This window comes from Stenotrophomonas sp. AN71 (genome assembly GCF_050435725.1).
GTDB lineage: Bacteria > Pseudomonadota > Gammaproteobacteria > Xanthomonadales > Xanthomonadaceae > Stenotrophomonas.
The window spans coordinates 123,106-148,307 of record NZ_JBNDKU010000007.1 but is presented as its reverse complement, the minus strand read 5'-3'; the positions used below and the strand labels follow the sequence as shown (position 1 = coordinate 148,307).

The window sequence follows — 25,202 nt, the reverse complement described above, 5'->3', positions numbered from 1 at the left end:
TTCACGCACGACAGCAGGGTTCGGGGAACCTCCTCAAGCGGGGCGCGCGGAGGTTCCCTATCGTTTCCCGGTTTTTTTGCCCAGCGTCACGCGCGCGGCCATCGCCGCGTCGGCGTTGATCGCACTCGGCATGCGCGACGGGCCGCCCTCCAGGCCGAGCCCGGAAAGCAGATTATCCACGGCCAGCTGTACCATCGCCGTGCGCGTGGCCAGCGAGGCACTGCCGATGTGCGGGGTCAGCACCACGTTGCGCAGCGCCAGCAGCTCCGGACGCACCGTCGGTTCGCCCTCGTAGACGTCCAGGCCGGCGGCTGCAAGACGGCCGTTGGCCAGCGCTTCGGCCAGGGCCAGTTCGTCGACGATGCCGCCGCGGGCGATGTTCACCAGGGTGGCCGAAGGCTTCATCTTCGCCAGCGCCGCCGCATCGATGAGGTGGTGCGAAGCCGGGGTGTACGGCAGCACGGTGACCAGGTGGTCGGACTGCGCCAGCAGCGTGTCCAGGTCCACGTAGGAAGCGCCAAGCGCGGCCTCGGTATCGGCCGGCAGGCGCGAACGGTTGTGGTACAGCACCTTCATGCCGAAACCGTGCGCACCACGGCGGGCGATGCCCTGGCCGATGCGGCCCATGCCGAGGATGCCCAGCGTGCTGCCGTGGATGTCGGCGCCAAGCATGGTCTGGAACGACCATTGCTGCCACTGCCCTTCGCGCAGCCAGCGTTCGGATTCGGTGATCCGGCGTGCAGTGGCCATCAACAGGGCGAAGCCGAGATCAGCGGTGGTCTCGGTCAGCACGTCCGGGGTGTTGCTGGCGAGGATGCCGGCCGCGCTGAGCGCGTCGACGTCCAGGTTGTTGTAGCCGACCCCGACATTCGCGATTACCTGCAACTGCGCGGCGTCGGCCACCTGGGCCGCACCGATGCGTTCGTTGAGGGTGATGATCGCGCCGTCGGCGCTGGCCAGCTGTTCAGCGATCTGCTGCGGCGACCAGGCGGTGACGGTGTCGGTGGCGCGCAACTGCACGCGATCGCGCAGCGGCGCGAGGGCCGCCTCGATCAGCGGCTGGCTCACCCACACCGTCGGCCGCGCATCAGCCATCGATCTGCCCGGGGATACGCGGGGTGATCGTACCGACGTCGCCGCACTGCGCGCGGTGGCGCAGCGCCTGGTCCATCAGCACCATCGCCATCATCGCCTCGGCGATCGGGGTGGCGCGGATACCGACGCAGGGATCGTGGCGACCGGTGGTGACCACTTCGACCACATTGCCGTCGGTGTCCAGCGACGGACCCGGCAGGCGCAGGCTGGAGGTCGGCTTCAACGCGATCGACGCGACCACCGGCTGCCCGGTGGAGATGCCACCGAGGATGCCGCCGGCATGGTTGCTGGTGAAACCCTGCGGGGTCAGCAGGTCACGGTGCGCGGTGCCCTTCTGTGCAGCGCTGGCGAAACCGTCACCGATCTCCACGCCCTTCACCGCGTTGATGCTCATCAGTGCGGCGGCGAGTTCGCCATCAAGCTTGCCGTAGATCGGCTCGCCCCAGCCCGGCGGCACGTTGTCGGCGACCACGTCCACGCATGCGCCGACCGAATCACCGGACTTGCGCAGCGCATCCATGTACGCCTCCAGCTCCGGCACCTGTGCGGCATGCGGCCAGAAGAACGGATTGTCTTCCACCGCCGACCAGTCGAAACCGGCCGGGGTGATGTCGCCCAGCTGCGACAGGTAGCCGCGCACGGTGACGCCGAAGCGCTCTGCAAGCCACTTCTTGGCGACCACGCCGGCAGCCACACGCATGGTGGTCTCGCGCGCAGAGGAACGGCCGCCACCGCGCGGGTCGCGGATGCCGTACTTGTGCCAGTAGCTGTAGTCGGCATGACCCGGACGGAACTGCTGGCCGATGTTGGCGTAATCCTTGCTGCGCTGGTCGGTGTTGCGGATCAGCAGCGCGATCGGGGTGCCGGTGGTCAGGCCTTCGTACACGCCGGACAGGATCTCGATCTCGTCAGCTTCGCGGCGCGCCGAGGTGTGGCGGCTCTTGCCGGTGGCGCGGCGCTGCAGATCGTGGGCGAATTCGGCCGCGTCCAGCGCCAACCCCGGCGGACAGCCATCGATCACGCAGCCGATGGCCGGCCCGTGCGACTCGCCGAACGTGGTGACGGTGAACAGCTTGCCGAACGAATTGGAACTCACGGGCGCTGCGCCGCCAGTTCGGTGATGCGGGCGCTGTGGGCGATCAGCTCGCGGCACTCGACCGCGAAGATGCCCATCTGGCCGACCTTGAACTCGACCCAGCGGAAGTCCACTTCCGGCAGCAGCTTGTACAGGTGCTGCTCCGACTCACCCACTTCACAGATCAGCAGGCCGTCTTCGCTCAGGTGCAGCGGTGCGTCGCGCAGGATCTTCAGCACCAGGTCCAGGCCGTCGTCGCCGGCACGCAGCCCCATTTCCGGCTCATAGGAGTATTCCTGCGGCAGGGCATCGGTCTCGTCGTTGGTGACGTACGGCGGATTGGTGACGATCAGGTCGTAGTGGCGGCCGGTCAGGCCGTTGAACAGGTCCGACTTGATCAGGGTGACGTTGTGCGCCTGCAGGCGTTCCTTGTTTTCCTCGGCCAGCGACAGTGCCTCGTCGCTCAGGTCGACGCCGTCCACTTCCCAGTTCGGGTAGTAGTGGCCCATGGCGATGGCGATGCAGCCCGAACCGGTGCACAGGTCCAGCGCACGGCGCACGTCACGGCCGGCCAGCCACGGCTCGAAGCCGCATTCGATCAGCTCGGCGATCGGCGAGCGCGGCACCAGTGCACGCGCGTCGCTCTTGAAGCTGAGGCCGGCGAACCAGGCCTCGCCGGTCAGGTAGGCGGCCGGGATGCGCTCGTCGATGCGGCGCTGGAACAGCTCCAGCACGCGCAGCTTTTCAGCCTGCAGCAGGCGCGCCTGGCCGTAGGCCGGGCCGAGATCGTGCGGCAGGTGCAGGCTGTGCAGCACCAGCTGGGTGGCCTCGTCCAGCGCGTTGTCGTAGCTGTGCCCGAAGGTCAGTCCGGCTTCGTTGAAACGGCTGGTGCCGTAGCGGATCAGATCGATGATCGTGTGGAGTTCGGCGGCCGTTTCAGCGGTCATGGCGGTACTGCGGGCAAAGTGGCCCCCGATTATAGGGGCTGGCGCCCGCGCCGGCATCCGTTGCGGCGGAAACGATCCGGCCGCAGCCGGTATGATGGAGCCCATTTCGCGCGGGGGCCCCCATGTTCAATCGCAACGCCGGCATCATCCTGCTGATCGCCCTGGCGGCGGGCCTCGGCCTGCTGGCCGCCCAGCAGGTGTTCGCGCCGAAGCCGCCGGCCAACGCCCCGGCCACCGAAGCGATCACCCTGTACCCGCAGCCGCGCGCGCTGCCCGACTTCAACCTGGCCCAGTCCGACGGCACCCGCCTGATCCCCGGCGAGCTGAAGGGCCACTGGACCCTGGTGTTCCTGGGCTTCACTTTCTGCCCCGACGTCTGCCCGACCACGCTGGCCGAGCTGGCCGGCGCGCAGAACCAGTGGGAGGCCCTGCCCGATGGCCTGCGCCCGCGCGTGCTGTTCATCTCGGTCGACCCCGACCGCGACAGCGCCACCCGCCTGGGCGAGTACGTGCATGGCTTCCACAAGGACACCCTGGCCGCTACCGGCGACATCCCGTCACTGGAGCGCTTCGCCACCTCGCTGGGCTTCGTGTTCCAGAAGGTGCCGGGCAAGCACTTCGACGAGAACCCCGAGGACTACACCGTCGAGCACTCGGCCAGCCTGGCCGTGCTCGACCCGCAGGGCCGCCTTGCCGGCCTGGTGCGCCCCCCGTTCAACGCGCCGGCGATCGCCCGCGACCTGCAGAAGCTGACCGAGAAAACCGCCCCATGAGCCTCACCACCGCCCTGACGTACGCCCTGCCCCACCGCCTGCTGTCCTCGATGGCGCGTTCGCTGGCGTACTCGGACGATCCGCGCGTATCGCGCTGGCTGATCGACACGGTCACCCGCAAGTTCAACGTCAACCTGGACGAAGCCGCCAACCCGGACCCGCGCAGCTATGCGACCTTCAACCAGTTCTTCACCCGTGCGCTGAAGCCCGGCGCGCGCGTGGCCGATGCCGATCCGCGCAGCCTGGTGATGCCGGCCGACGGCCGCATCAGCCAGCTGGGCAGGATCGAGGCCGGCCGCATCTTCCAGGCCAAGGGCCAGTCGTTCACCGCCGCCGAGCTGCTGGGCAGCGCCGAAGATGCCAAGCCGTACAACGAGGGCCTGTACGCCACCGTGTACCTGTCTCCGCGCGACTACCACCGCGTGCACATGCCGTGGACCGGCACCCTGCGCGAGACCGTGCACGTACCCGGACGCCTGTTCAGCGTTGGCCCGGCCGCGGTGAATGGCGTGCCACGCCTGTTCGCCCGCAACGAGCGCCTGGTCTGCCACTTCGACACCAGCTTCGGCCCGATGGTCAGCGTGATGGTGGGGGCGCTGCTGGTGTCCGGCGTGGAAACCGTATGGAGCGGTGAAGAGATCCCCGCCTATGGTGATCGCATCACCCGCAAGGACTACCGCGGCCAGGGCATCCAGCTGGAGCGCTTCGCCGAGATGGCACGCTTCAACTACGGCTCGACCGTGATCGTGCTGCTGCCGCCGGGCGTAGCCGAGTTCGCCCCGCAACTGGGCGCCGAAAGCCCGGTGCAGCTGGGCCAGGCACTGGCGAAGCTGCGCTGAGAAAAAGGGGACGGAGGGGATTAAGTCGTTTATGCATAAACGACTTAATCCCCTCCGTCCCCTTTTTGGTTACTGCAGGACCGGGGCCGGGCCGACGTCCATGCCGTCGTAATCCTCTACGCCATGTTCCGCGGCCAACGCTGCGAATTCCTGGTTGCGACGGTCCAGCGAGGCCTCGTCGTGGGTCTCCACGCGCTCCACGTGCAGCACGTGGAACGGCGCGTCACCCTCTTCCGGCTCCTGCTCGAACAGTTCCACCAGGGTGTAGCCCTGCGCCTGCAGATGGCTGGCCAGCGACTGCAGCGGCTCGGCCGTGGCGTGGACGAAGAAATACCCCCACAGCAACGGGCCGTTGATGTCCCAGTCGGTGTTTTCTCGGAGGTTGGCGAACAGGTTGCGGGTGGCTTCGAGGTCCATGCGGATTCCAGTGGTCGTGGGGATTACTTGTCGCAGCCCTGCAGCTTCAGCGTCTGGCCGTGGCGCAGGCTGTAGGCCGGGGCCTTCAGGCCGTTGGCGCGGGCCAGGGTCGGCACGTCGCACTGGAACTTCGCCGCGATGGCACCCAGGGTCTCACCCTTGCCCACCTTGTGGCTGCGCACCGGCTTCGGCCGCGCGGCCGGCGCCGGACGCGGCGTCGCCACTGCGGCCACCGGCGCGGTCGGCACGCTGGTGGAAGCGGCCGCGTCGGCCACCGGCACCACACCGCCCACCGCCACGCTGCCGGTATAGCTGGCCGCGGTCGGGCGCTTGATCGCCGCATTCAGATCGGCGGTGATCAGGGTGCGGGCCAGATCGGCACGCGGGCCACTGACACAGTTGCGCTGGTACAGGCCGGCGATGCGGGTGGTAGCGTTGATCAGCGTGCCGGCCGGAATCCAGCCATCGGCTTCATAGCGCGGGTTGAGGTTGCGCAGCGCGCGCATGTAGCCATCGCGCGTACCGTGGCTGCCCAGGCAGATGGTCAGTTCGTAGATGGTGGTGGACTTGGCCAGGCGCAGCGTGGCCGGCTGCGCGCTGATCTTCGGGAACTCCACGCCGTACTGCTGCGGGTGCAGGAAGATCCAGGCCGCGGCGATCACCATCGGCACGTAGTCCTTGGTCTCGCCCGGGAACTGGTTGTAGACGCTGTCGGTCCAGAAGCTCTGGCCAGCGCTCTGCTTGAACACGCGCGCGGCACGGCCTTCGCCACCGTTGTAGGCGGCCACCGACAGTTCCACATTGTTGTTCAGTTCGCGCAGGCGCTCGTTGAGGTAGCTGGCGCTTGCCTCGGCGGCGCTTCGCGCGTCGAAACGGGTATCGAAGCCGGTGCCGTCCGGGCCCAGGCCGAAGCGGCGGCCGGTGGCCGGCATGAACTGCATCAGGCCGGCCGCGCCCGCACGCGAAGACGCATGCACACGGCCATTGGATTCCTTGGCCATGATGCCGAACAGCAGCGCTTCGGGCAGGCCACGCTTCTCCCATTCCGGCCACATCACCGCGCGCAGGTTCTGGTAGTTCTCGTAGCTGGTCATCAGCGCCGGGCGCATGTCGGTCAGCCAGCGGCGGATACCGGCCTGCACCGCCGGGTTGTACTCGACCATGGTGTCGAAGGCGTGCCGCTTGTCGTTCAGCAGTGCGGCGGCGCGGGCGGCCTCGGGCACGTCGGCAGTCAGCGGGCCGATATGGTCGGGGTCGGCTTCCAGGCGGTCACCGCCTTCATCGGCCACATCATCGCCTGCAGCCGCGTCGGCGTCGTGCTTGAGCAGGCGCTTGTAGCTGGCCAGCAGTGTGCCCATCTGGCACCCCTTCTGCTTCACGCAGTCATTGAGGACATCTTCCATGTCCTCCAGCGCCGCGTCGGCCTCGTTGCTGCCCTTGGGGTCGGAATTGGCGACCCGCAGCAGGGCGTCGCTGTAGCGCTTCTCGGCGGCGGTCATGCGCTGCTGCAGCGCATCCACCTTCACCTTGTCCCGGGCCGAAACCCGCTGCGCATGGGCGTCGGGTGCCAGGGAAACCAGGCCGGCCAGGGCCAGCAGCGGCCAACCACGGGAAATCAGGACAGGAACGGGCATTGATGGCACTGTGTGTGAAACAGGCAGGCAGAGTAGCGGCGCTGCCGAGGTCCGGGCAAGCGGACCTTCGGGCCGTCACCGCCGGCGGTTAACATTGGGCTATTCACCACAAGGGCTGGACCATGGATCCGATTCTGCTCGGCAAAGGCATCACCGACGATATTGCCGTCACCCTGCTGCCGAAACTTGGCAACCGCCACGGCCTGGTGGCCGGCGCCACCGGTACCGGCAAGACCGTGACCCTGATGACCCTGGCCGAGGGCTTCTCGCGACTGGGCGTGCCGGTGTTCCTGGCCGATGTGAAGGGCGACGTGTCCGGTCTGGCCGTGCCCGGCACCGGCGCCGAGAACCTGCTGCAGCGCGCGGCCGAGATCGGCGTGGCCGACTATGCCCCCGCCGCCAGCCCGACCATTTTCTGGGACCTGTACGGCAAGCTCGGCCACCCGGTGCGTACCACCGTCAGCGAAATGGGCCCGACCCTGCTGTCGCGCATCCTCGAATTGAACGACACCCAGGCCGGCGTGCTCGACATCGTGTTCAAGCTGGCCGATGACCGTGGCCTGCTGCTGCTGGACATGGACGACCTGCGCGCCCTGCTCGGCCTCGTCGCCGAGGAGCGCAAGGACATCTCCACCGAATACGGGCTGGTCAGCGCGCAGTCGATCGCTGCGATCCAGCGCTCGGTGCTGCGCCTGGCGCAGGATGGCGGCGAGAACTTCTTCGGCGAGCCGGCGCTGGAACTGGCCGACATCATGCGCGTCAACCACGATGGCCGCGGCATCATCGGCATCCTTGCCGCCGACCAGCTGGTGCTCAAGCCCAAGCTGTATTCCACCTTCCTGCTGTGGCTGCTCTCGGAACTGTTCGAGCAGCTGCCGGAAGTGGGCGACCTGGACAAGCCGAAACTGGTCTTCATCTTCGACGAAGCGCACCTGTTGTTCGACGACGCGCCTTCTTCGTTGGTGCAGCGCATCGAGCAGGTGGTGCGACTGATCCGCTCCAAGGGCGTGGGCGTGTACTTCTGCTCGCAGTTCCCCGACGACGTGCCGGGCAACATCCTTGGCCAGCTCGGCAACCGCGTGCAGCACGCGCTGCGTGCGTTCACCCCGCGTGACCAGAAGGCGGTGAAGACCGCCGCCGAAACCTTCGTGCCGAACCCGAAGCTGGACGTCGTCAAGGTGCTGAGCCAGCTCGGTACCGGCGAAGCACTGGTTTCCACGCTGCAGGACAAGGGCGTGCCGATGCCGGTGCAGCAGACGATGATCGCACCGCCACGCTGCCGGATGGGACCGATCACCGACACCGAGCGCGCACAGGTGCGTGCCGGCAGCCCGGTCGGCAGCCGTTACGACACTGCGATCAACCGCGAATCGGCGGCCGAGCTGCTGGCCCAGCGCGCGCAGAAGAGCGTCGAGCAGGCGCAGACCCCGGCCGCGCGCAGCCGCGAGCAGGACGAGGCGCAGGAAGGCGGTTTCGGCCAGGCGATCAAGGACGCGATCTTCGGCACCAAGCGCCGCCAGGGCATGATCGAGACCATGGCCAAGCAGACCACGCGCACGGTCGGTTCCAAGCTGGGTAACCAGATCGTGCGCGGTATTCTCGGTGGCATCTTCGGCGGCAAGCGCTGAGATCGCTTCATGGGGTCAGAGCCCTTTCCGTGGGAAAGGGATCTGACCCCGGGGTCGGATTCCTTCCGGATGGAAGGGCTCTGACCCCATCGTTCCCCTGAAAAGAAGCCTTACCGCATGTCCCGTTGGCGTCCCCCTGCAGAAAAGAGCACCGCCCTGATCACCGCCTCCGGCCATGCGCGGCTGAAGGCCGAGCTGGATGACCTGTGGCGCGTGCGCCGCCCCGAGGTGGTCAAGGCCCTGGCCGCCGCTGCCGCGGAAGGCGACCGCTCCGAGAACGCCGAATACACCTACCGCAAGAAGCAGCTGGGCGAGATCGATCGCCGCGTGCGCTACCTGACCAAGCGATTGGAATCGCTGCGCGTGGTCGACACCACGCCGACCGATCCGCAGGCGGTGTTCTTCGGCGCATGGGTCGAGCTGGAAAACGTGGACAGCGGCGAGAGCACGCGTTACCGCATCGTCGGCCCGGATGAAACCGACGCCGGCCTGGGCTGGATCAGCATCGATTCGCCACTGGCGCGGGCGCTGTTGAAGAAGCGCATCGACGACGAGTTCTCGGTAGAGCTGCCCGGCGGGCAGTTCACATTCGCGGTGACCGGCGTGGAATACGAGCCCCTGTAGAGTCGGGCGATGCTCGACCGTACCGTCAATGTAGAGTCGAGCATGCTCGACTCTACAACGGCAACAGCGCCGGCGGGTACTGGCGCCCTGCGCGCAGCGGACGGAAATAGTCGGCATTGCGATAGAAGGCGGAGTCCTGCAGGTCATGCCAGCCGGGAATTCCCGCCAGCGGCAGCGGACGCAACTGGAGGGGATCGGTCAGCGCGCTGCCCTCGCCGATGGCTGCGGCGACCCCGGCCATGCAGGCGTCGTCATCATCGCCCTGCACCACCACGCACTTGCCGACCAGCAATCGCCCCGGCAACAGTGCCTGTTCCATCAGCGCGTGGCCGAACACGGTCGCGACGGCGATAGCATTGCTTCGCCAGTGCGTCGGTTCAAACAACATTGACCATTCGTGCGCGTCCCATGCAGCCAGCACCGCCTCATCGCGCACACGCACGATCACACCGGTTTCATCGAACTGGGTCAGTGCTGCCTGTGCGCGGTTGCGCTGACCGGCCGGCATGGCATCGATGTGCAGGCATTGCCGTGCATTGAGCGTTCGCTTCAACTGCACATGGCGCGCCCACACCAGAGCATTGAACAGGTCATGCCAGTTGTCGGCGCGGGTGGCGATGCGTCCCTGCGCGATGCGGGTTTCGTAGTGCAGGCCGTCAGCCAGCAGCGCGGCGTCCTGCTCGACCAGCTGCCAGCCCGGCAGGGCCAGGCGCGCATCAAGGGTCGCGATGGACGGCCACGCGGTGCCGTCCAGCAGGTCGCGGAAACCCTGCAACCCGGCAAACAGCGGGTGGTCGAACCGTTGCGGATCGACCGCCGCACGCGGCGGCGGCACGAAGCGCCGAGAACCGCCCCCGTCGCCGGCGGCAGTCATCGCTGCGGTCACAGCATCTTGAGGTCGAACGCCGGACGGGTGGCGGATGCCAGCGCGTCACCGTACAGGTCGTGCTCGTCGCTCTCGGTGATTTCCACGTCGACGAATTCACCCACGCGCAGCGGCACCTGATCGGCATTCTGGATGTGCACCAGGCCATCGATCTCAGGCGCGTCGGCCTTGGAGCGGGCCACCGCGATATCGCCTTCGATGGCATCAACCAGGCACTGCTGCACCGTGCCGATCTTGGCTTCCAGGCGCGCGGCGGAAATCTGCGCCTGCTTCTCCATGAAACGGGCCAGGCGTTCCTGCTTCACTGCTTCCGGCACTGCATCGGGCAGGTCATTGGCTGTGGCGCCCTCGACCGGCGAGTAGGCGAACGCGCCCACGCGGTCCAACTGCGCCTCATCCAGGAACGACAACAGCTCCTCGAACTCGGATTCGGTCTCGCCCGGGAAGCCGACGATGAACGTCGAACGCACGGTGATGTCCGGGGCAATGCGGCGCCAGTTCTGCACGCGCTCCAGGGTCTTCTCGACCGCACCCGGGCGCTTCATCAGGCGCAGGATGCGCGGGCTGGCGTGCTGGAATGGGATGTCCAGGTACGGCAGGATGCGGTTCTCGGCCATCAGCGGCACCACCTCGTCCACGTGCGGGTACGGGTAGACGTAGTGCATGCGCACCCATGCATCCAGCTCGGACAGGCCTTCGCACAGCGCCTTCAGGCGGGTCTGGTAAGCCTTGTCGCGCCACATCTTCTCGGCGTACTTCACGTCCACGCCGTAAGCCGAGGTGTCCTGCGACACCACCAGCAGCTCACGTACGCCGCCACGCACCAGTCGCTCGGCCTCACGCAGCACCTCATCGACCGGGCGCGAGACCAGCTTTCCACGCATCGACGGAATGATGCAGAAGCTGCACTTGTGGTTGCAGCCCTCGGAAATCTTCAGATAGGCGTAATGGCGCGGGGTCAGCTTGATGCCGTAATCGGGCACCAGGTCCACGAACGGATCGTGCTTGGGCGGCAGCGCGGCATGCACCGCTTCCATCACGCTCTGGTAGTCCTGCGGACCGGACACCGCCAGCACGTTCGGGTATGCCTCGCGGATCTGCTCGGGGCGCTTGCCCAGGCAGCCGGTGACGATGACCTTGCCGTTCTGGTTCATCGCCTCGCCGATCGCATCCAGCGACTCGGTCACCGCCGAATCGATGAAACCGCAGGTGTTGACCACCACCACGTCGGCCGAATCGTAGGACGGGACGATGTCGTAGCCTTCCGAGCGCAGCTGGGTGAGGATGCGCTCGGAATCGACAAGGGCCTTCGGGCAGCCAAGGCTGACGAAGCCGACTTTGGGGTTCAGCTGGGACATGGAATCGCGGGACTCTGGGGGCCTGGGCCCCTGCCGGCATGGCAGGGGTTCCTGGGGGCCGGGGCCTGAAAGGGCGCCAGTATACCGGGGTTGGCGGCCGCGCTCTGAATGACCAGCCGCCCGATCGCGCACAGCCGCTGACACCGCGCTAACCCACGCAGCACTGACAATGCAGCACTGTTCCCTGCAACGAGGAAGATGACGATGGCCGAGTGGATCACCCTGGATACGCATCATGGCCCGGTACGGGCCTGGCAGGCCCTGCCGGAGGGCACCGCGCGCGGCGGGCTGGTGGTGGTGCAGGAAATCTTCGGCGCCAACCCGCACATCCGCAGCGTGGCCGAGCGCTTCGCCGCCGTCGGCTACGCGGTACTGGCGCCGTCGTTCTTCGACCTGCTGGAGGGCCCCGACGCCGATCCTGACGCCCTGCCCTACGACGCCGACGGCGTGAAGCAGGGCCTGGAACGGGTCGGCGCGTTGGGCATGGAGCGGGCGCTGGAAGTGGTCCGCGCCGCGGCAACCCGGCTGGCACCGCAGGGCAAGGTCGGCACCGTCGGCTACTGCTGGGGCGGCACGGTGGCGATGCTGGCCGCACTGCGTCTGGGTCTGCCCTCGGTCAGCTACTACGGCGCGCGCAACGTGCAGTTCCTTGACGAAACGCCGAAGGCCCCGGTGATGTTCCATTTCGGCGCCCAGGACCGCAGCATCCCGCGGGAGGCGATCAAGGCCCACCGCGAGAAGCTGCCGCAGATGGCCACCTACGTCTATCCGGCCGACCACGCCTTCAACCGGGAGGTCGGACATGCGTATGATCCAGACAGCGCCGCCCTGGCGCTGCAACGCACCCTGGACTTCTTCTCGGAGCATCTTGGATGAGCGATTTCGAACTCGATTCACGCCTGGCCACCGATAGCGTGCTGGTGGCCGAAGGACCGTTGTCGCAAGTGCGGCTGATGAACGACGAACGATTCCCCTGGCTGGTGCTGGTACCGCGCCTGGCGGGGGTCACCGAGTGGATCGAGCTGGATGGCGAGCAGCAGGACAAGCTGCGTACCGAGCTCAACCGCGCCTGCAAGGCCCTGAAGGGCTCCGACGGGGTGGAGAAGATCAACATCGGTGCGCTGGGCAACATCGTGCGCCAGCTGCACTTCCACGTGATCGGCCGCCATGACGGCGATCCGGCCTGGCCGGGCCCGGTCTGGGGCAGCGGCCCGGCGCACCGCTACGCGCCGGCGGCGCTGGACCAGCATGTCGCCTACTGGAAGGACCGGCTAGGATATCCGGCCCAGTCCTGACCCCTTGCCGACCCGATGCGATTCAACCTTGTTGCCGCCGTCCTGCTGATCCTGATCGGCCTGTTCATGCTTGCCAGCAATCTCGGCTGGACGCACCTGAACCTGTCCAAGCTGCTGATGACCTGGTGGCCGGTGGCCCTGGTAGGCGTCGGCATCGCGATGCTGTTCGGTCGCGGGAAGTAAGGTAGCGCCGGGCCATGCCCGGCGAGCACGGCGTGCGGACGCACCAATGAAAACGCCGGGCATGCCCGGCGTTTTCGTCATGCGCTGATGCGCCGGTCAGGTCCGCGGCAGGGTCACGCCGGTCTGGCCCTGGTACTTGCCGCCACGATCGCGGTACGAGGTCTCGCAGACGTCATCGGCAGCTGCCTGGAAGAACAGCATCTGCGCCACGCCCTCGTTGGCGTAGATGCGCGCCGGCAGCGGCGTGGTGTTGCTGAATTCCAGGGTGACGTGGCCTTCCCATTCCGGCTCCAGCGGCGTCACGTTGACGATGATGCCGCAGCGCGCGTAGGTGCTCTTGCCCAGGCACACCACAAGGGTGTCGCGCGGGATGCGGAAATACTCCACGGTGCGTGCCAGCGCGAAGCTGTTCGGCGGAATGATGCATTCATCACCGACGATGTCCACGAAGCTGCCCGGATCGAAGTGCTTGGGATCGACGATGGTCGAGTTGATGTTGGTGAACACCTTGAACTCGCGCGAGCAGCGCACGTCGTAGCCGTAGCTGGAGGTGCCGTAGCTGACGATGCGCTCGCCGTTGGCCTGCTTGACCTGCCCGGCCTCGAACGGCTCGATCATGCCGTGCTGCTCGGACATGCGGCGGATCCAACGGTCACTCTTGATGCTCATGCTTTGTCCTGGGGGTACGAGGGGGCGCGAGGATTCTAGCAGGGGGCCGGCCAGCGCCGGCGGCCCCTGCCCCGGCAGTCACAGCAGCGACGACAGGATCGGGATCGACGCGCGAGGGCGCTTGCCGACTTCCTCGATCAGGCGCTGCGCAGCGTGGCGGTAGGCCTGGGCCGGTGCCGAATCCGGCTGGGCCACGGTGATCGGCGTGCCGGCATCGCCCTGCTCGCGGATGCCGATCTGCAGCGGCAGCGAACCCAGCAGCGGCACGCCGTACTGCGCTGCCATGCGCTCGCCGCCGCCCTCGCCGAACAGGTGCTCGACATGCCCGCAGTTGCTGCAGGTATGCACGGCCATGTTCTCGACGATGCCCAGCACCGGCACCTCGACCTTCTCGAACATCTTCAGCGCCTTCTTCGCATCCAGCGTGGCGATGTCCTGCGGCGTGGTGACGATCACCGCGCCGGCCAGCGGAATCTTCTGGGTCAGGGTCAGCTGGATGTCACCGGTGCCCGGCGGCAGGTCGATCAGCAGGAAATCCAGGTCGTCCCACAGGGTATCGTTGAACAGCTGGGTCATGGCCGAGGTGGCCATCGGACCACGCCAGATCATCGGCGTGTCCTCCTCGATCAGGTAGCCGATCGACATGGTGTCCACGCCGAATGCACGCAGCGGCTCGATGCTCTTGTTGTCCGGGCTTTCCGGGCGGCCAGACAGGCCCAGCATGGCAGGCACGCTGGGGCCGTAGATGTCCGCGTCGAGCACGCCCACGCGCGCGCCAAGCTGCTGCAGCGCCACGGCCAGATTCACCGACGTGGTGGACTTGCCGACGCCGCCTTTACCCGAACCGACCGCGATCACGTTGCGGATGCGCGCATGTGGCGTGAGTCCCTTCTGGACCTGGCTGGCATGGGGGCGGCGGGGAGAACTGTTCACAACGGGCACCGGCGGGATCAGAGGGATAACCCAGCATCATACAAGCTGGACGCAACCTGACTGAAATTCAGGATTGCGACAGATTCGTGCACGAATTGTTAAGTTCATGTTACGTTCGATACGCACCGCTTTGAGCCGCGCCGCAGGATATTTCAGCCCGCGTGATGGCGCACGCGCAGTGCCGTTTTTGTTTTTGCTCTCCAATGGAACTACATGAAACACTTCAGCAATACCGCACGTCGCAACACGCTCACCGTCGCCCTGATCTCCGCTCTGATGGCCGCCGCACCGGCAATGGCCCAGGACAAGGCGACCAACCTGGACAAGATCACCGTCACCGGTTCGCTGATCCCGCAGACCCAGGTTGAAACCCAGACCCCGGTGATGTCCATCACCGCAGAAGACATCCAGACCCGCGGCTTCAGCAGTGTTGCTGAAGTGCTGCAGCAGTCCTCGCTGACCACCGGCGGCCTGCAGGGCGGCCAGACCTCGGGTGCATTCACCCAGGGCGCCGAAGCGGCCGGCATGTTCGGCCTGAATCCGGGTTACACCAAGTACCTGATCAACGGCCGCCCGATGCTCACGTATCCGGCGCTGTACAACGGCAGCGAGTCGTTCAACAACATCAGCGGCATTCCGATCGACATCGTCGAGCGCATCGAAGTGCTGCCGGGCGGCCAGTCCTCGCTGTACGGCTCGGACGCGATCGCCGGTGTGGTCAACATCATCCTGAAGGAACGCATGGACGGCGGCACGATGTCCATCCGTGGCGGCACCTACACCGAAGGCGGTGGCAGCAACATCCGCTTCAGCGCCGCCAAGGGCTTCAACGCGTTCGACGACCGCTTCCACGCGCTGGTCAACGTGCAGATCGAAAACGGCAGCCCGATCTGGGGCTACCAGCGTGACATCACCAAGCAGAACAACCCGGTCGGTTACACCGCGCAGCTGCCGTCGAACGATTTTGCCGTCATCGGCAACGCCGACAACAAGCTGTACATGATGGACCCGACCCGCTGTGCCAACGTGGCAGGCCTGTACGACGGCACCACCACCGTCGGCAAGCGTGCCTCGGGCGAGTCCTGCGGCTCGGTCTACAGCGCCGGCTACAAGACCCTGAAGAACGGCAAGAACAGCGGTCAGTTCTACTCGTCGATGACCTTCGACGTGAACGACGACTTCCAGCTGTTCGCCGACGTGCTGTACAGCAAGGAAAAGACCGAGTTCACCTCTGGCGCCAGCGCGCTGTGGTGGGGCACCAAGTCGGTGATGGGCGGCTTCTACGACCAGGGCCTGGGCAAGGTCGTGAACCTGCAGCGCGCCTTCGCGCCGGAAGAAATCGGCCCGGGCCACTACAACAACATCCTCAACTCCGATGAGAGCCGTTCCTACCAGGTCACCCTGGGCGGCAAGGGCATGGTCGGCAACTGGGATTACAGCGCCAGCTTCACCCGCGGCGAGTACCGCCTGGACCAGAACCGCTTCGCGCGCTGGAAGGACAAGATCGAAGGCTTCTTCGGCGACACCGTGCTGGGCCCGCGCCTGGGCACCTACACCGACCCGAAGGACCCGACCGCGCAGTTCGGCATCTACAACCCGAACTACGCCGCGTACTACTCGCCGATCACCCCGGACCAGTTCGCCAGCTTCACCGGCTATGGCACCCACCGCAGCAAGACCTGGCAGAACCTGGGCCGCGTGCAGGTCACCAACGGTTCGCTGTTCTCCCTGCCGGGCGGTGACGCCGGCCTGGCCGTCGTGCTGGAAGGCGGCAGCGAGGGCTGGGACTACTCGCCCGACCAGGCCTTCGTTGATGGCAACGCCTGGGGCGCCAGCGCCGTGGCCGGCGCCGGCCACCGCAGCAACTACGCGGTGACCAGCGAACTGCGCATGCCGGTGTTCGAATCGCTGACCCTCAGCGCGTCGGGCCGTTATGACGCCTACAAGATCGCCGACAAGACCGTCGACAAGGCAACCTACAGCCTCGGCCTGGAATACCGCCCGATCGAGAGCCTGCTGCTGCGCGGCAAGTACGGCACCGCGTTCCGTGCGCCGACCCTGTCCGATGCCTTCCAGGGCATGAGCGGTTCGTTCGCCTCCAGCCAGAACGACTACTACCGCTGCAGCCAGATGAACTACGCGCTGCATGACGATGCCTGCTCGTTCTACAAGACCACTTCGGTGTACAGCGAAAAGTCCGGCAACCCGGACCTGAAGCCGATCACTGCCGACGTGTGGAGTGCAGGCGTGGTGTGGGCCCCGGTGAGCAACTTCTCGCTGTCGGTCGACTACTACAACTGGAAGATCAAGAACGAGGTCAAGACCCTGAGCACCGACCAGCTGCTGCTGGCCGAGTACCAGTGCCGCAACGGCCTGCCGAACAACACCTCGGCCAGCTGCCAGAACGTGACCGACTGGGTGACCCGCGACGCCGGTGGCAACCTGACCCGCGTGTACACCCCCAAGCTCAACGTCGCCAGCCAGAACCTGGAAGCAGTGACCGTCGGCGCCAAGTACCAGCAGGACCTGGGCCGCTTCGGTTCGCTGATGTTCTCCGGCAACTACACCAACATGCTCAAGCGTGAAGTGGTGGCACTGCCGGGCGCGAAGAAGCTGGATCTGCTGAGCGATCCGTACAACATGTGGTACTACGACAACTTCGCCAAGGTCCGCGGCGACCTGTCGGTGGCCTGGGCCATCTCCCGGTTCACCACCACCGTGTATGCCAACTACGTCGGCAGCACCCCGAACTACCTGGCCTACACCGGCCGCAGCTACGACTACGTCCACTCCTCCGGCGCCAAGGCCGGCAAGTGGGGCTCGTACACCACGTACAACATGAGCCTGAACTACCAGGCGCAGGATGATCTGACCCTGTCGCTGATGGTCAACAACGTGTTCAACAAGCTGCCGGAAGGCCAGCGCTACAACTACCCGGGCAACGAATCGACCCCGTTCAACAGCGGCTTCTACAGCGTCTACGGCCGTCAGATCTCCGCCCAGGTCAAGTACGACTTCTGATCCCGTCGTATTCCGGACCCTGTGTCTGGACCAGGCCCCGCTTCGGCGGGGCCTTTTTTTTGCCCGGCGCCCCACCAGCCGACGCCCGTTCAGAGTCCAGACACCTTTGACACGAACTGAAATATTTCAATACGAATCAATGAGATGCAGTAAAAGCAGGGCATTCCACCGCCCTACGGAGGCCAGGAACCCACAACTTGATGACTCCTTCGTGAACGTTTGACAGCTTTGGTTAATGCCGTGTTAATCTCGAGTCATCGGCATGTGAAGCCGGTACCAGAACCGGGGAGGCAGCGTGCTGCCGACACCGACAAGGGGCACCCGGAGACGCCGAAGAGGACCTGTCCCGGTGTACGACGCAATCATTCGATTCAAGGGGATTTCAGATGATCAATCGCAAGTCGCTCAGCAAGCATCCGCTGAGCTTCGCCCTCGCCTCTGCCGTGCTGCTTGCCGCAGCCGCCCCGGCGGTCGCACAGAGCACCACCAGCACCACCCAGACCGCCGAAGAGACCGCCAAGTCCAGGGCCACCAATCTGGACACGGTGACCGTCACCGGCTCGCGCATCGGCCGTGACGTGTTCAATTCCGTCTCGCCGGTGCAGGTGATCACCCGTGAGGAAACCACGCTGGCCGGCTTCCAGTCGACCGCCGGCATCCTGCAGAGCACGGCGGTGACCGCCGGTTCGGCGCAGATCAACAATGCCTACGGCGGCTACGTCACCAACGGCGGCCCGGGCGCCAACACCGTCGGCCTGCGTGGCCTCGGCCCGACCCGTACCCTGATCCTGATGAACGGCCGCCGCGTCGCTCCGGCCGGCTCGCGCGGCTCGGTCGGCGCTGCCGACCTGAACGTGCTGCCCAACGCCATGGTCGACCGAGTTGAAGTGCTGAAGGACGGCGCATCGTCGATCTACGGCTCCGACGCCGTCGCCGGCGTGATCAACATCATCACCCGCAACAAGGTCGACGGCGTCACCGTCGAAGCCCGCCACACCGCGACCGACGGCGGCGGCGGCGAAGAGCGCCGCTACTCCGTGGTGTTCGGCAGCACCGGCGAGCGCGGTCACTTCTCCGGTTCGTACGAGTACTACAACCGCGACGAACTGACCCTCGGCGACCGCAGCTGGTCCAGCTGCAACACCGACTACCGCAAGCGCGCGGGTGGCCAGGGCGCCTGGGGGGACGGAGACTACATCGACCCGCTGACCGGCAAGCCGAAGTGCTATCCGATCACCGGTACCGGCTCCAACGGCGTGACCATCAATACCATCGGTACCAATACCCTGGCCGGCGTCCCGGCGCAGGGCGCCACCGGTACCAGCTTCGATCGCTGGCGCCCGAACTCCTCGGTCACCTCCGGCCTGGTCGGCTTCGAGGGCGTTGGCCGCGGCTCCGCGCTGAACAACAACATCCGCGACACCTTCGATCCGCGCACGCTGAACCGCTCGATGATCTCCGGCGCCAAGACCCACACCCTGTTCCTGCAGGGCGGCCTGGACGTCAATGCCCTGGGCAATGCCGAAGCCTACTTCGAGCTGCTCGGCAGCCGTCGTGAATCGGAGCAGACCGGCTACCGCCAGCTGTCGCTGGACTACCTGCGCGGCAGCCCGCTGATCCCGTCCAACCTGCAGGCCTCCAACTTCGGCGGTGGCGTCGGCGTGCGTGCCTTCATCGGTTACGGCAACGACAAGAGCAGCCAGACCGTCGACTTCTTCAAGGCCACCGCCGGCCTGCGTGGCGAGCTGAGCTCGACCTGGAACTATGACTTCTACCTGAGCCATGCCCGTTCGGACGCGGACTACACCCAGCAGTCGTTCCTGACCGACCGCCTGCGCCAGAGCCTGACCGTGGTCTCCGACGGCGCCGGCGGTTTCCGCTGCGTCGATCCCAGCAACGGTTGCGTCGCCGCCCCGGCCCTGACCAGCGCGGTGGTTGCCGGCAAACTGCCGCAGGCCTGGAAGGACTACGTGTTCGTGCCGGTGACCGGCAACACGCTGTACACCGAAACCACCGCCAACTTCTCGGTTGACGGCCCGCTGTTCACCCTGCCGCACGGTGATGTGCGCGCCGCGTTCGGTGCCGAATGGCGCCGTGCCAAGATCGATGACACCCCGTCGATCCATTCGATCAACAACAACCTGTACAACCTGACCTCGTCCACCCCGACCCGCGGTTCCGACTCGGTGCGTGAAGTGTTCGGTGAAATCGAAGTGCCGGTGCTGTCGGGCGTCACGGCTGCCGAAGAGCTGACCTTCAATGCTTCGGCCCGCTGGACCGACTACCGTTCCTACGGTTCGGATGAAACCTACAAGCTGGGTGGCCTGTGGACCCCGGTCAAGTGGCTGTCGGTGCGTGCGTCCTACGGCACTTCCTACCGCGCTCCGGCGCTGTTCGAACAGTTCCTGGGTGCCACCAGCGGCTTCCTCAGCAACCAGATCGACCCCTGCAACAACTGGGGCACGGATCCGGGCACCCCGCTGGCGACCAACTGCGCGTCCGAAGGCCTGTCCCCGGACTACTACTCCACCCAGTCCGTCGCGGTCATCAACGGTGGCGGTGCGGCTGCGGGCCTGAAGGCGGAAACCTCGAAGAACTTCACCGCCGGCATCGTGCTGCAGCCGGAACTGCCGGGCTGGTTCGGTGACATCTCCTTCGCTGCCGACTACTTCAACATCGAAGTGAAGAATGGCGTGTCGCGTGCCGGTGGCGCCAACATCCTGGACCTGTGCTACAACAACCCGAGCTTCCGTGCCGGTGGTGGCTTCTGCCGTCTGGTCGACGCACGCAACCCGGTCAACAAGGCACTGACCGTGTATGACAGCTACGTCAACCTGGCAGTGGACAAGGTCCGCGGTTACGACTTCACCCTGCGCTACACCCGCGACGTCGGCCCGGGCACCCTGCGTGCCAACGTCCAGGTGACCCACTTCACCGAACAGTCCAACAAGCTGTTCGCTGATGACGCGCTGCAGGACTACAACGGCATGCTCAACACCCCGGCTTACACCGGCACGCTGGACCTGGTCTACAGCTGGAACAAGTGGCGCGCCCGCTACGGCCTGGAGTGGGTCGACTCGATGGATAGCTACGACTACTACAAGCTGGATCCGGCCACCTCGGTGTACAAGTTCGGTGTGCCGAGCTACTTCACCCACTCCCTGTCGGCCGAGTACACCGGCGACAAGTGGTCGGTGACGGCCGGCGTCCGCAACCTGCGCAACGAAGAGCCGCCGATGATCTCCTCCGGTGCCTACAACCGCGTGGGTAATGCTCCGCTGTACAGTGGCTACGACTATGTCGGCCGCACGTACTTCGTGAACGTCTCCAAGAGCTTCTGATAGTGCGCCAGAGCCGCCGCCCGCAAGGGCGGCGGCTTTTTTGCGTCCCGGACCTGCAACCAGGAACAGACCATGAAGAACGTCGTTTCCACCAGCGCGCTGCTGCTGGCCCTCGCGCTGGCCGCCGCGGCACCGGCTTCGGCAACGCCGGCCGTCCCCACCATCGAGCAGCTGGCAGCCTTTCCGCAGCTGTCCAGCCTGTCCATCTCACCTGACGGCAAGCACATCGCCGGCCTGCAGGCCAAGGGCGAAGATCGCGTCATCCTGGTCTGGAACACCGACAACCTCGGCGCCGCACCGACCGTGATCGGGTCCGGCCGCATGAAATTCCAGGGCGTGTCCTTCATCAAGAACGGGCTGCTCGCTGTCAGTCTCTGGCAGCCCTACGACCTGCGCACCGACCGGGTGACCAAGACCTTCATCAGCAAGTTCTTCATCACCGACATTGAAGGCAAGAACTGGAAGGAGCCGATCACCCCGCCCCGTGCCAGCAGCCATGCGCAGGAACTGGAGCAGGCGCTTTCCAGCTCCAGCGTGCTCGATACGCTGCCCAACGACCCGGACCACATCCTGGTCATCAATGGTTCGGGCAGCAATGCCGGCGACGTGTACAAGGTCAACGTGCGTGACTTCTCCACCCAGCGCATCCAGAAGACCGAAGAGCGCGTGGCTGGCTATGTGACCGACCTCAACAGTGAACTGCGCGCCCGCCTGCGCCAGGACGTGGATGGCACCGGCGCCTACGTGGCCACCGAGTTCCGCAATCCGGCCACCAATGCATGGGAAGAGCACTTCCGTTCCTATGTGAAGAACCGCGACATCAACCAGGTGGTCGGTTTCGCCGACGATGCCAACATCGCCTTCATCCAGAGCAATGTCGGCCGCGACAAGACCGTCATCTATGAATACGACATCGCCGCGCGCAAGCAGAAGGAGGTGCTGTTCGAGCACAAGTTCTTCAACGCCGGCGACGTGCGTGTCAATCATTACAAGGGCGTGGACAACATCCCGTTCGGCGCCCTGCTCGGCGTGGGCTACAGCGGCCCGCGCGGCAACGAGGTGGAATGGACCAACGGCACCTTCAAGGCGTTGATCGCCGGCCTGCGCCAGGCCTTGGCGGTCAAGGCCAGTCCCGTGACCCTGGTCGACCCGGCCACCAGCCAGAACGCCACCGTGGAGCTGGACAACGGCCAGGCGGTACGCGTCGTCGACTTCAGTGCCGACATGAAGACCGTCATCGTGGTCACCTCCGGCCCCTCCAATCCGCCCGAATATCATCTGCTGCACAACGGCAAACTGACCCTGCTGGCCAAGTCCTACCCGCAGATCGACCCGGCCGCCCTGGGCACTACCCGGCTGGTGTATTACAAGGCACGCGACGGGCTGGACATTCCGGCATTCCTGACCACGCCCAACACCGAACTGTGTGGTGCCGGCCCCTGGAAGGCAGTCGTGCATCCGCACGGCGGACCCTGGGCGCGTGACGGCATGGATTTCGACGGCTCGATGTGGGTGCCGCTGATGGCATCGCGCTGCATGGCCGTGCTGCGCCCGCAGTTCCGCGGCTCGGCCGACTGGAGCCGCAAGCTGTGGATGGCCGGCGACGCCGAGTGGGGCCAGAAGATGCAGGATGACAAGGACGATGGCGCGCAGTGGATGATCGACCAGAAGGTCGCCCGGCCCGGCCACATCGCCATGTTCGGCTTCTCCTATGGCGGCTATTCCGCGTTTGCCGCCTCCGTGCGCCCCAACGGCCTGTACAAATGTGCCATTGCCGGTGCCGGTGTCTCCGACATCAAGAAGATCTGGTCACGTTTCTATACCAACCCGTTCTTCCGCCAGGCCCAGGCACCGACCGTGGCAGGCCTGAACCCGCTGGACAAGGCCGCAGAGATGAAGATCCCGCTGATGGTCTATCACGGCGATCGGGACCGTACCGTCCCGATCGAGCAGTCGGAGTGGTTCGTGAACAAGGCAAAGGGCTCCGGGCAGCCGGTGGAGTACCACGCCATTGCCGATTACGCGCACGGGCCGGCCTGGACCCGGAAAATCATGGCCGACCAGCTGCAGCTGATCGACGACTATCTGGGCAAGGGCTGCGGCGGCGGCGGCCTGTAGGGAACCCCACCCGGCAAGGGCGCCCGCGCGGCGCCCTTGCACGTTCTGGCCCTTGCGCCCGGCCATGACCTTCGACACCCTTGCAGGTCAGGCCGGCGGCGTATTGTTCGGCCCACGGCCGTACCTGCGGCTACTCCCTGACTCACTCGGCCTGGAGGCCAAGAATAGTGATGACGCGCACTCCCAAGATCGTCCTGCTCAGCCTGGCCGTGTCGGCCGTGCTGGCCGGTTGCGGCAAGAACGAAACCCCGGCCAAGGATGCCGCGGCCCCCGCCCCGGCCACCGCCGAAGCCACCACCTACACGCTGGACGACAGCAAGCTGCCGGCCTACAACGCCTTCCAGCCGAGCGACCTGGATACCACCAAGGACGCCTGCACCGCGTTTGGCGATTACGTCAACAGCAAGTGGCTGGCCGCCAATGAAATCCCGGGCGACCGTACCAGCTGGGGCGCGTTCACCATCCTCGACGAGCGCTCGGTGGCCGTGCAGCACCAGCTGGCCGAGCAGGTCGCACAGGTCAAGACCCCGAACCACATCGAGAAGATCGTCGGCGACCTGTGGGCCACCGGCATGGACGAAGCCAAGATCAATGCCCAGGGCATCGAGCCGCTGAAGGCCGACCTGACCGCGATCGACGGCCTGCAGGACAAGGCAGCCATCGCCAACTACCTGCGCAGCAGCGCCGCCAAGGGTGACAACATCCTGTTCGGCTTCGGCGCCGAAGCCGACTTCAAGAACTCGGCCGTGAACCTGGCCTACGCCAGCCAGGGCGGCCTGGGCCTGCCGGATACCACCTACTACACCGACGCCAAGAACGCCGACAAGCTGAAGGCCTACCAGGCACACGTGGCCAAGGTGCTGGAACTGTCGGGCGTTGCCGCTGCCGACGCGGCCAAGCAGGCCGAAGAAGTGGTCAAGTTCGAGACCCGCCTGGCCAAGGCATCGAAGTCGCGCGTCGAGCTGTCGCGCAACGTCGAGCTGTTCTACAACCCGGTCACCCTGGCCGACGCCGACAAGCTGACCCCGAACTTCAGCTGGACCGAGTTCTTCAAGTCGCAGGGCGTGGCTGCACCGGAGAAGTTCTCGCTGGCCATGCCGGCCTTCCATGAGGAAGTGAGCAAGGCACTGGGCGACACCGATCCGTCGGTGTGGCGCGCCTACCTGCGCTTCCACACCGTGGACAGCGCCTCGCCGTACCTGGCCGATGCCTTCGTGCAGGAGAACTACGAGTTCTACGGCAAGACCCTCAACGGCCAGAAGGAACAGAAGCCGCGCTGGAAGCGCGTGCTGGGCACGATCGAGAACGATGCCGGTGAAGCCTTCGGCCAGCTGTACGTGAAGGTCGCCTTCTCGCCGGAAGCCAAGGCAAAGATGGAAGAGCTGGTGAAGAACCTGGCCGCTTCGCTGAAGGAGCGCATCCAGGGCCTGAGCTGGATGAGCGCGGAAACCAAGGCCAAGGCCATCGCCAAGTGGGAAACCTTCACCCCGAAGATCGGCTACCCGGACAAGTGGCGTGACTGGGCAGGCCTGCAGACCCAGCGCGACAGCTACCTGGGCAACGTGCGCGCGGCCAACGAGTTCAACTACAAGTTCAACCTGTCCAAGATCGGCAAGCCGGTGGACAAGACCGAGTGGGGCATGACCCCGCAGACGGTCAACGCCTATTACAACCCGCTGCAGAACGAGATCGTGTTCCCGGCCGCCATCCTGCAGCCGCCGTTCTTCGATCCGAAGGCCGACGATGCGCTGAACTACGGTGGCATCGGTGCGGTGATCGGCCACGAAATGACCCACGGTTACGACGACCAGGGTGCGCGCTTCGGGCCGACCGGCAACCTGGAAGACTGGTGGACCCCGGCCGACAAGAAGAACTTCGAAGGCCTCACCGGCAAGCTGGTCAAGCAGTTCGACCAGTACAAGGTCGACGGCCAGGCGGTGAACGGTCACCTGACCCTGGGCGAGAACATCGCCGACCTGGGTGGCCTGGCCACCGCCTACGACGCCCTGCAGAAGGCCACCGCCGGCAAGGAAGATGCGAAGGTCGACGGCTTCTCGCGCGATCAGCGTTTCTTCTTCAACTGGGCCACCGTGTGGCGCACCAAGTACACGCCGGAAAACGCCAAGGTCCGCCTGGCCACCGACCCACACGCCCCGGCGCAGTTCCGTGCCATGGGCGCGCCGTCGAACCTGCCGACCTTCGCAGCTGCGTTCCAGTGCAAGGCCGGTTCGCCGATGGCCCGCAGTGGCGAGCAGCAGGTAGTGATCTGGTAAGCCCCGGCTGACGCTGCGGCAGACCTGCAAAGGCCCGGGAATTCCCGGGCCTTTGTTTTTGCGGTGCTCGCCATCCATGCGTGGCATGGATCG

General features: G+C 65.9%; 20 protein-coding genes. 11 read left to right on the top strand and 9 right to left on the bottom strand.

Annotated elements, in window-relative coordinates; all coding sequences use genetic code 11:
* Nucleotides 1-57 precede the first annotated feature (57 nt).
* From ABH900_RS12875 to prmB, 3 genes are read right to left on the bottom strand one after another with little or no spacing between them, the layout of a single operon-like run.
* On the bottom strand, nucleotides 58-1,095 hold the full coding sequence (locus ABH900_RS12875; RefSeq protein WP_429623294.1) for a 2-hydroxyacid dehydrogenase: 1,038 nt from the start codon (nucleotides 1,093-1,095) through the stop codon (nucleotides 58-60).
* Nucleotides 1,088-2,191 (bottom strand): chorismate synthase, encoded by a 1,104-nt coding sequence (gene aroC, locus ABH900_RS12870; protein WP_429623293.1) that lies wholly within the window; start codon nucleotides 2,189-2,191, stop codon nucleotides 1,088-1,090. The genes ABH900_RS12875 and aroC overlap by 8 nt, the downstream gene beginning before the upstream one ends.
* Nucleotides 2,188-3,117 carry a 50S ribosomal protein L3 N(5)-glutamine methyltransferase gene (gene prmB, locus ABH900_RS12865; protein WP_429623292.1) on the bottom strand — a complete coding sequence of 310 codons (930 nt, stop codon included), beginning with the start codon at nucleotides 3,115-3,117 and terminating at the stop codon, nucleotides 2,188-2,190. The genes aroC and prmB overlap by 4 nt, the downstream gene beginning before the upstream one ends.
* Before the next feature lie 122 nt (nucleotides 3,118-3,239).
* Here prmB and ABH900_RS12860 point away from each other — a divergent pair, with 122 nt between their 5' ends.
* Both ABH900_RS12860 and asd read left to right on the top strand, forming a co-directional pair.
* Entirely contained in the window at nucleotides 3,240-3,890 is a 651-nt protein-coding gene (locus ABH900_RS12860) for an SCO family protein (RefSeq protein WP_429623291.1), read from the top strand.
* On the top strand, nucleotides 3,887-4,729 hold the full coding sequence (gene asd, locus ABH900_RS12855) for an archaetidylserine decarboxylase (RefSeq protein WP_429623289.1): 843 nt from the start codon (nucleotides 3,887-3,889) through the stop codon (nucleotides 4,727-4,729). Before ABH900_RS12860 ends, asd begins: the two co-directional genes overlap by 4 nt.
* Before the next feature lie 69 nt (nucleotides 4,730-4,798).
* Here asd and ABH900_RS12850 read toward each other — a convergent pair whose 3' ends face one another.
* Both ABH900_RS12850 and ABH900_RS12845 read right to left on the bottom strand, forming a co-directional pair.
* Nucleotides 4,799-5,146: a ribonuclease E inhibitor RraB gene (locus ABH900_RS12850; RefSeq protein WP_429623287.1), complete on the bottom strand. Its 348-nt coding sequence runs from the start codon at nucleotides 5,144-5,146 to the stop codon at nucleotides 4,799-4,801.
* 23 nt (nucleotides 5,147-5,169) lie between these two features.
* Nucleotides 5,170-6,780, bottom strand: coding sequence for a transglycosylase SLT domain-containing protein (locus tag ABH900_RS12845; RefSeq protein ID WP_429623285.1), 1,611 nt, complete (start codon nucleotides 6,778-6,780; stop codon nucleotides 5,170-5,172).
* A 122-nt stretch (nucleotides 6,781-6,902) separates the two neighbouring features.
* Here ABH900_RS12845 and ABH900_RS12840 point away from each other — a divergent pair, with 122 nt between their 5' ends.
* A complete protein-coding gene (locus tag ABH900_RS12840) occupies nucleotides 6,903-8,408 on the top strand; it encodes a helicase HerA-like domain-containing protein (protein ID WP_429623284.1) in 1,506 nt (501 codons plus the stop codon).
* Nucleotides 8,409-8,525: 117 nt separating this feature from the next.
* Complete coding sequence (gene greB, locus ABH900_RS12835) at nucleotides 8,526-9,032, top strand: transcription elongation factor GreB (RefSeq protein WP_429623283.1); 507 nt, start codon at nucleotides 8,526-8,528, stop codon at nucleotides 9,030-9,032.
* A gap of 52 nt (nucleotides 9,033-9,084) precedes the next feature.
* On the opposite strand, the gene ABH900_RS12830 is transcribed toward greB, so the two are convergent.
* Nucleotides 9,085-9,918 carry a DUF3025 domain-containing protein gene (locus ABH900_RS12830; protein WP_429623281.1) on the bottom strand — a complete coding sequence of 278 codons (834 nt, stop codon included), beginning with the start codon at nucleotides 9,916-9,918 and terminating at the stop codon, nucleotides 9,085-9,087.
* Nucleotides 9,915-11,276, bottom strand: a complete 1,362-nt coding sequence (gene rimO, locus ABH900_RS12825) for a 30S ribosomal protein S12 methylthiotransferase RimO (protein WP_429623280.1) — start codon at nucleotides 11,274-11,276, stop codon at nucleotides 9,915-9,917. The genes ABH900_RS12830 and rimO overlap by 4 nt, the downstream gene beginning before the upstream one ends.
* Nucleotides 11,277-11,480: 204 nt before the next feature.
* Between rimO and ABH900_RS12820 the strand changes: the two genes are divergently transcribed.
* The 3 genes from ABH900_RS12820 to ABH900_RS12810 are packed head-to-tail and all read left to right on the top strand — an operon-like array spanning nucleotide 11,481 to nucleotide 12,754.
* Nucleotides 11,481-12,152 (top strand): dienelactone hydrolase family protein, encoded by a 672-nt coding sequence (locus ABH900_RS12820; protein ID WP_429623278.1) that lies wholly within the window; start codon nucleotides 11,481-11,483, stop codon nucleotides 12,150-12,152.
* Nucleotides 12,149-12,571 (top strand): HIT domain-containing protein, encoded by a 423-nt coding sequence (locus ABH900_RS12815; protein WP_429623276.1) that lies wholly within the window; start codon nucleotides 12,149-12,151, stop codon nucleotides 12,569-12,571. Before ABH900_RS12820 ends, ABH900_RS12815 begins: the two co-directional genes overlap by 4 nt.
* A gap of 15 nt (nucleotides 12,572-12,586) precedes the next feature.
* Nucleotides 12,587-12,754 carry a LiaI-LiaF-like domain-containing protein gene (locus ABH900_RS12810; RefSeq protein ID WP_414485249.1) on the top strand — a complete coding sequence of 56 codons (168 nt, stop codon included), beginning with the start codon at nucleotides 12,587-12,589 and terminating at the stop codon, nucleotides 12,752-12,754.
* Between the two features lie 96 nt (nucleotides 12,755-12,850).
* On the opposite strand, the gene dcd is transcribed toward ABH900_RS12810, so the two are convergent.
* Together dcd and apbC are read right to left on the bottom strand one after the other, a co-directional pair.
* The gene (gene dcd, locus ABH900_RS12805; protein WP_012511735.1) at nucleotides 12,851-13,423 is read right to left on the bottom strand and encodes a dCTP deaminase; all 573 of its coding nucleotides are present in this window, start codon (nucleotides 13,421-13,423) and stop codon (nucleotides 12,851-12,853) included.
* A gap of 78 nt (nucleotides 13,424-13,501) precedes the next feature.
* The gene (apbC, locus tag ABH900_RS12800; protein ID WP_429623275.1) at nucleotides 13,502-14,356 is read right to left on the bottom strand and encodes an iron-sulfur cluster carrier protein ApbC; all 855 of its coding nucleotides are present in this window, start codon (nucleotides 14,354-14,356) and stop codon (nucleotides 13,502-13,504) included.
* 213 nt (nucleotides 14,357-14,569) lie between these two features.
* On the opposite strand from apbC, the gene ABH900_RS12795 reads away from it, so the two are divergent.
* The 4 genes from ABH900_RS12795 to ABH900_RS12780 all read left to right on the top strand — a co-directional run bounded on the left by ABH900_RS12795 (nucleotide 14,570) and on the right by ABH900_RS12780 (nucleotide 25,109).
* On the top strand, nucleotides 14,570-17,377 hold the full coding sequence (locus ABH900_RS12795; protein WP_429623273.1) for a TonB-dependent receptor domain-containing protein: 2,808 nt from the start codon (nucleotides 14,570-14,572) through the stop codon (nucleotides 17,375-17,377).
* A 386-nt stretch (nucleotides 17,378-17,763) separates the two neighbouring features.
* The gene (locus ABH900_RS12790) at nucleotides 17,764-20,718 is read left to right on the top strand and encodes a TonB-dependent receptor plug domain-containing protein (RefSeq protein ID WP_429623272.1); all 2,955 of its coding nucleotides are present in this window, start codon (nucleotides 17,764-17,766) and stop codon (nucleotides 20,716-20,718) included.
* Nucleotides 20,719-20,790: 72 nt separating this feature from the next.
* Entirely contained in the window at nucleotides 20,791-22,836 is a 2,046-nt protein-coding gene (locus ABH900_RS12785; RefSeq protein WP_429623270.1) for an alpha/beta hydrolase family protein, read from the top strand.
* A 170-nt stretch (nucleotides 22,837-23,006) separates the two neighbouring features.
* A complete protein-coding gene (locus ABH900_RS12780) occupies nucleotides 23,007-25,109 on the top strand; it encodes a M13 family metallopeptidase (RefSeq protein WP_429623268.1) in 2,103 nt (700 codons plus the stop codon).
* Nucleotides 25,110-25,202: the final 93 nt, after the last annotated feature.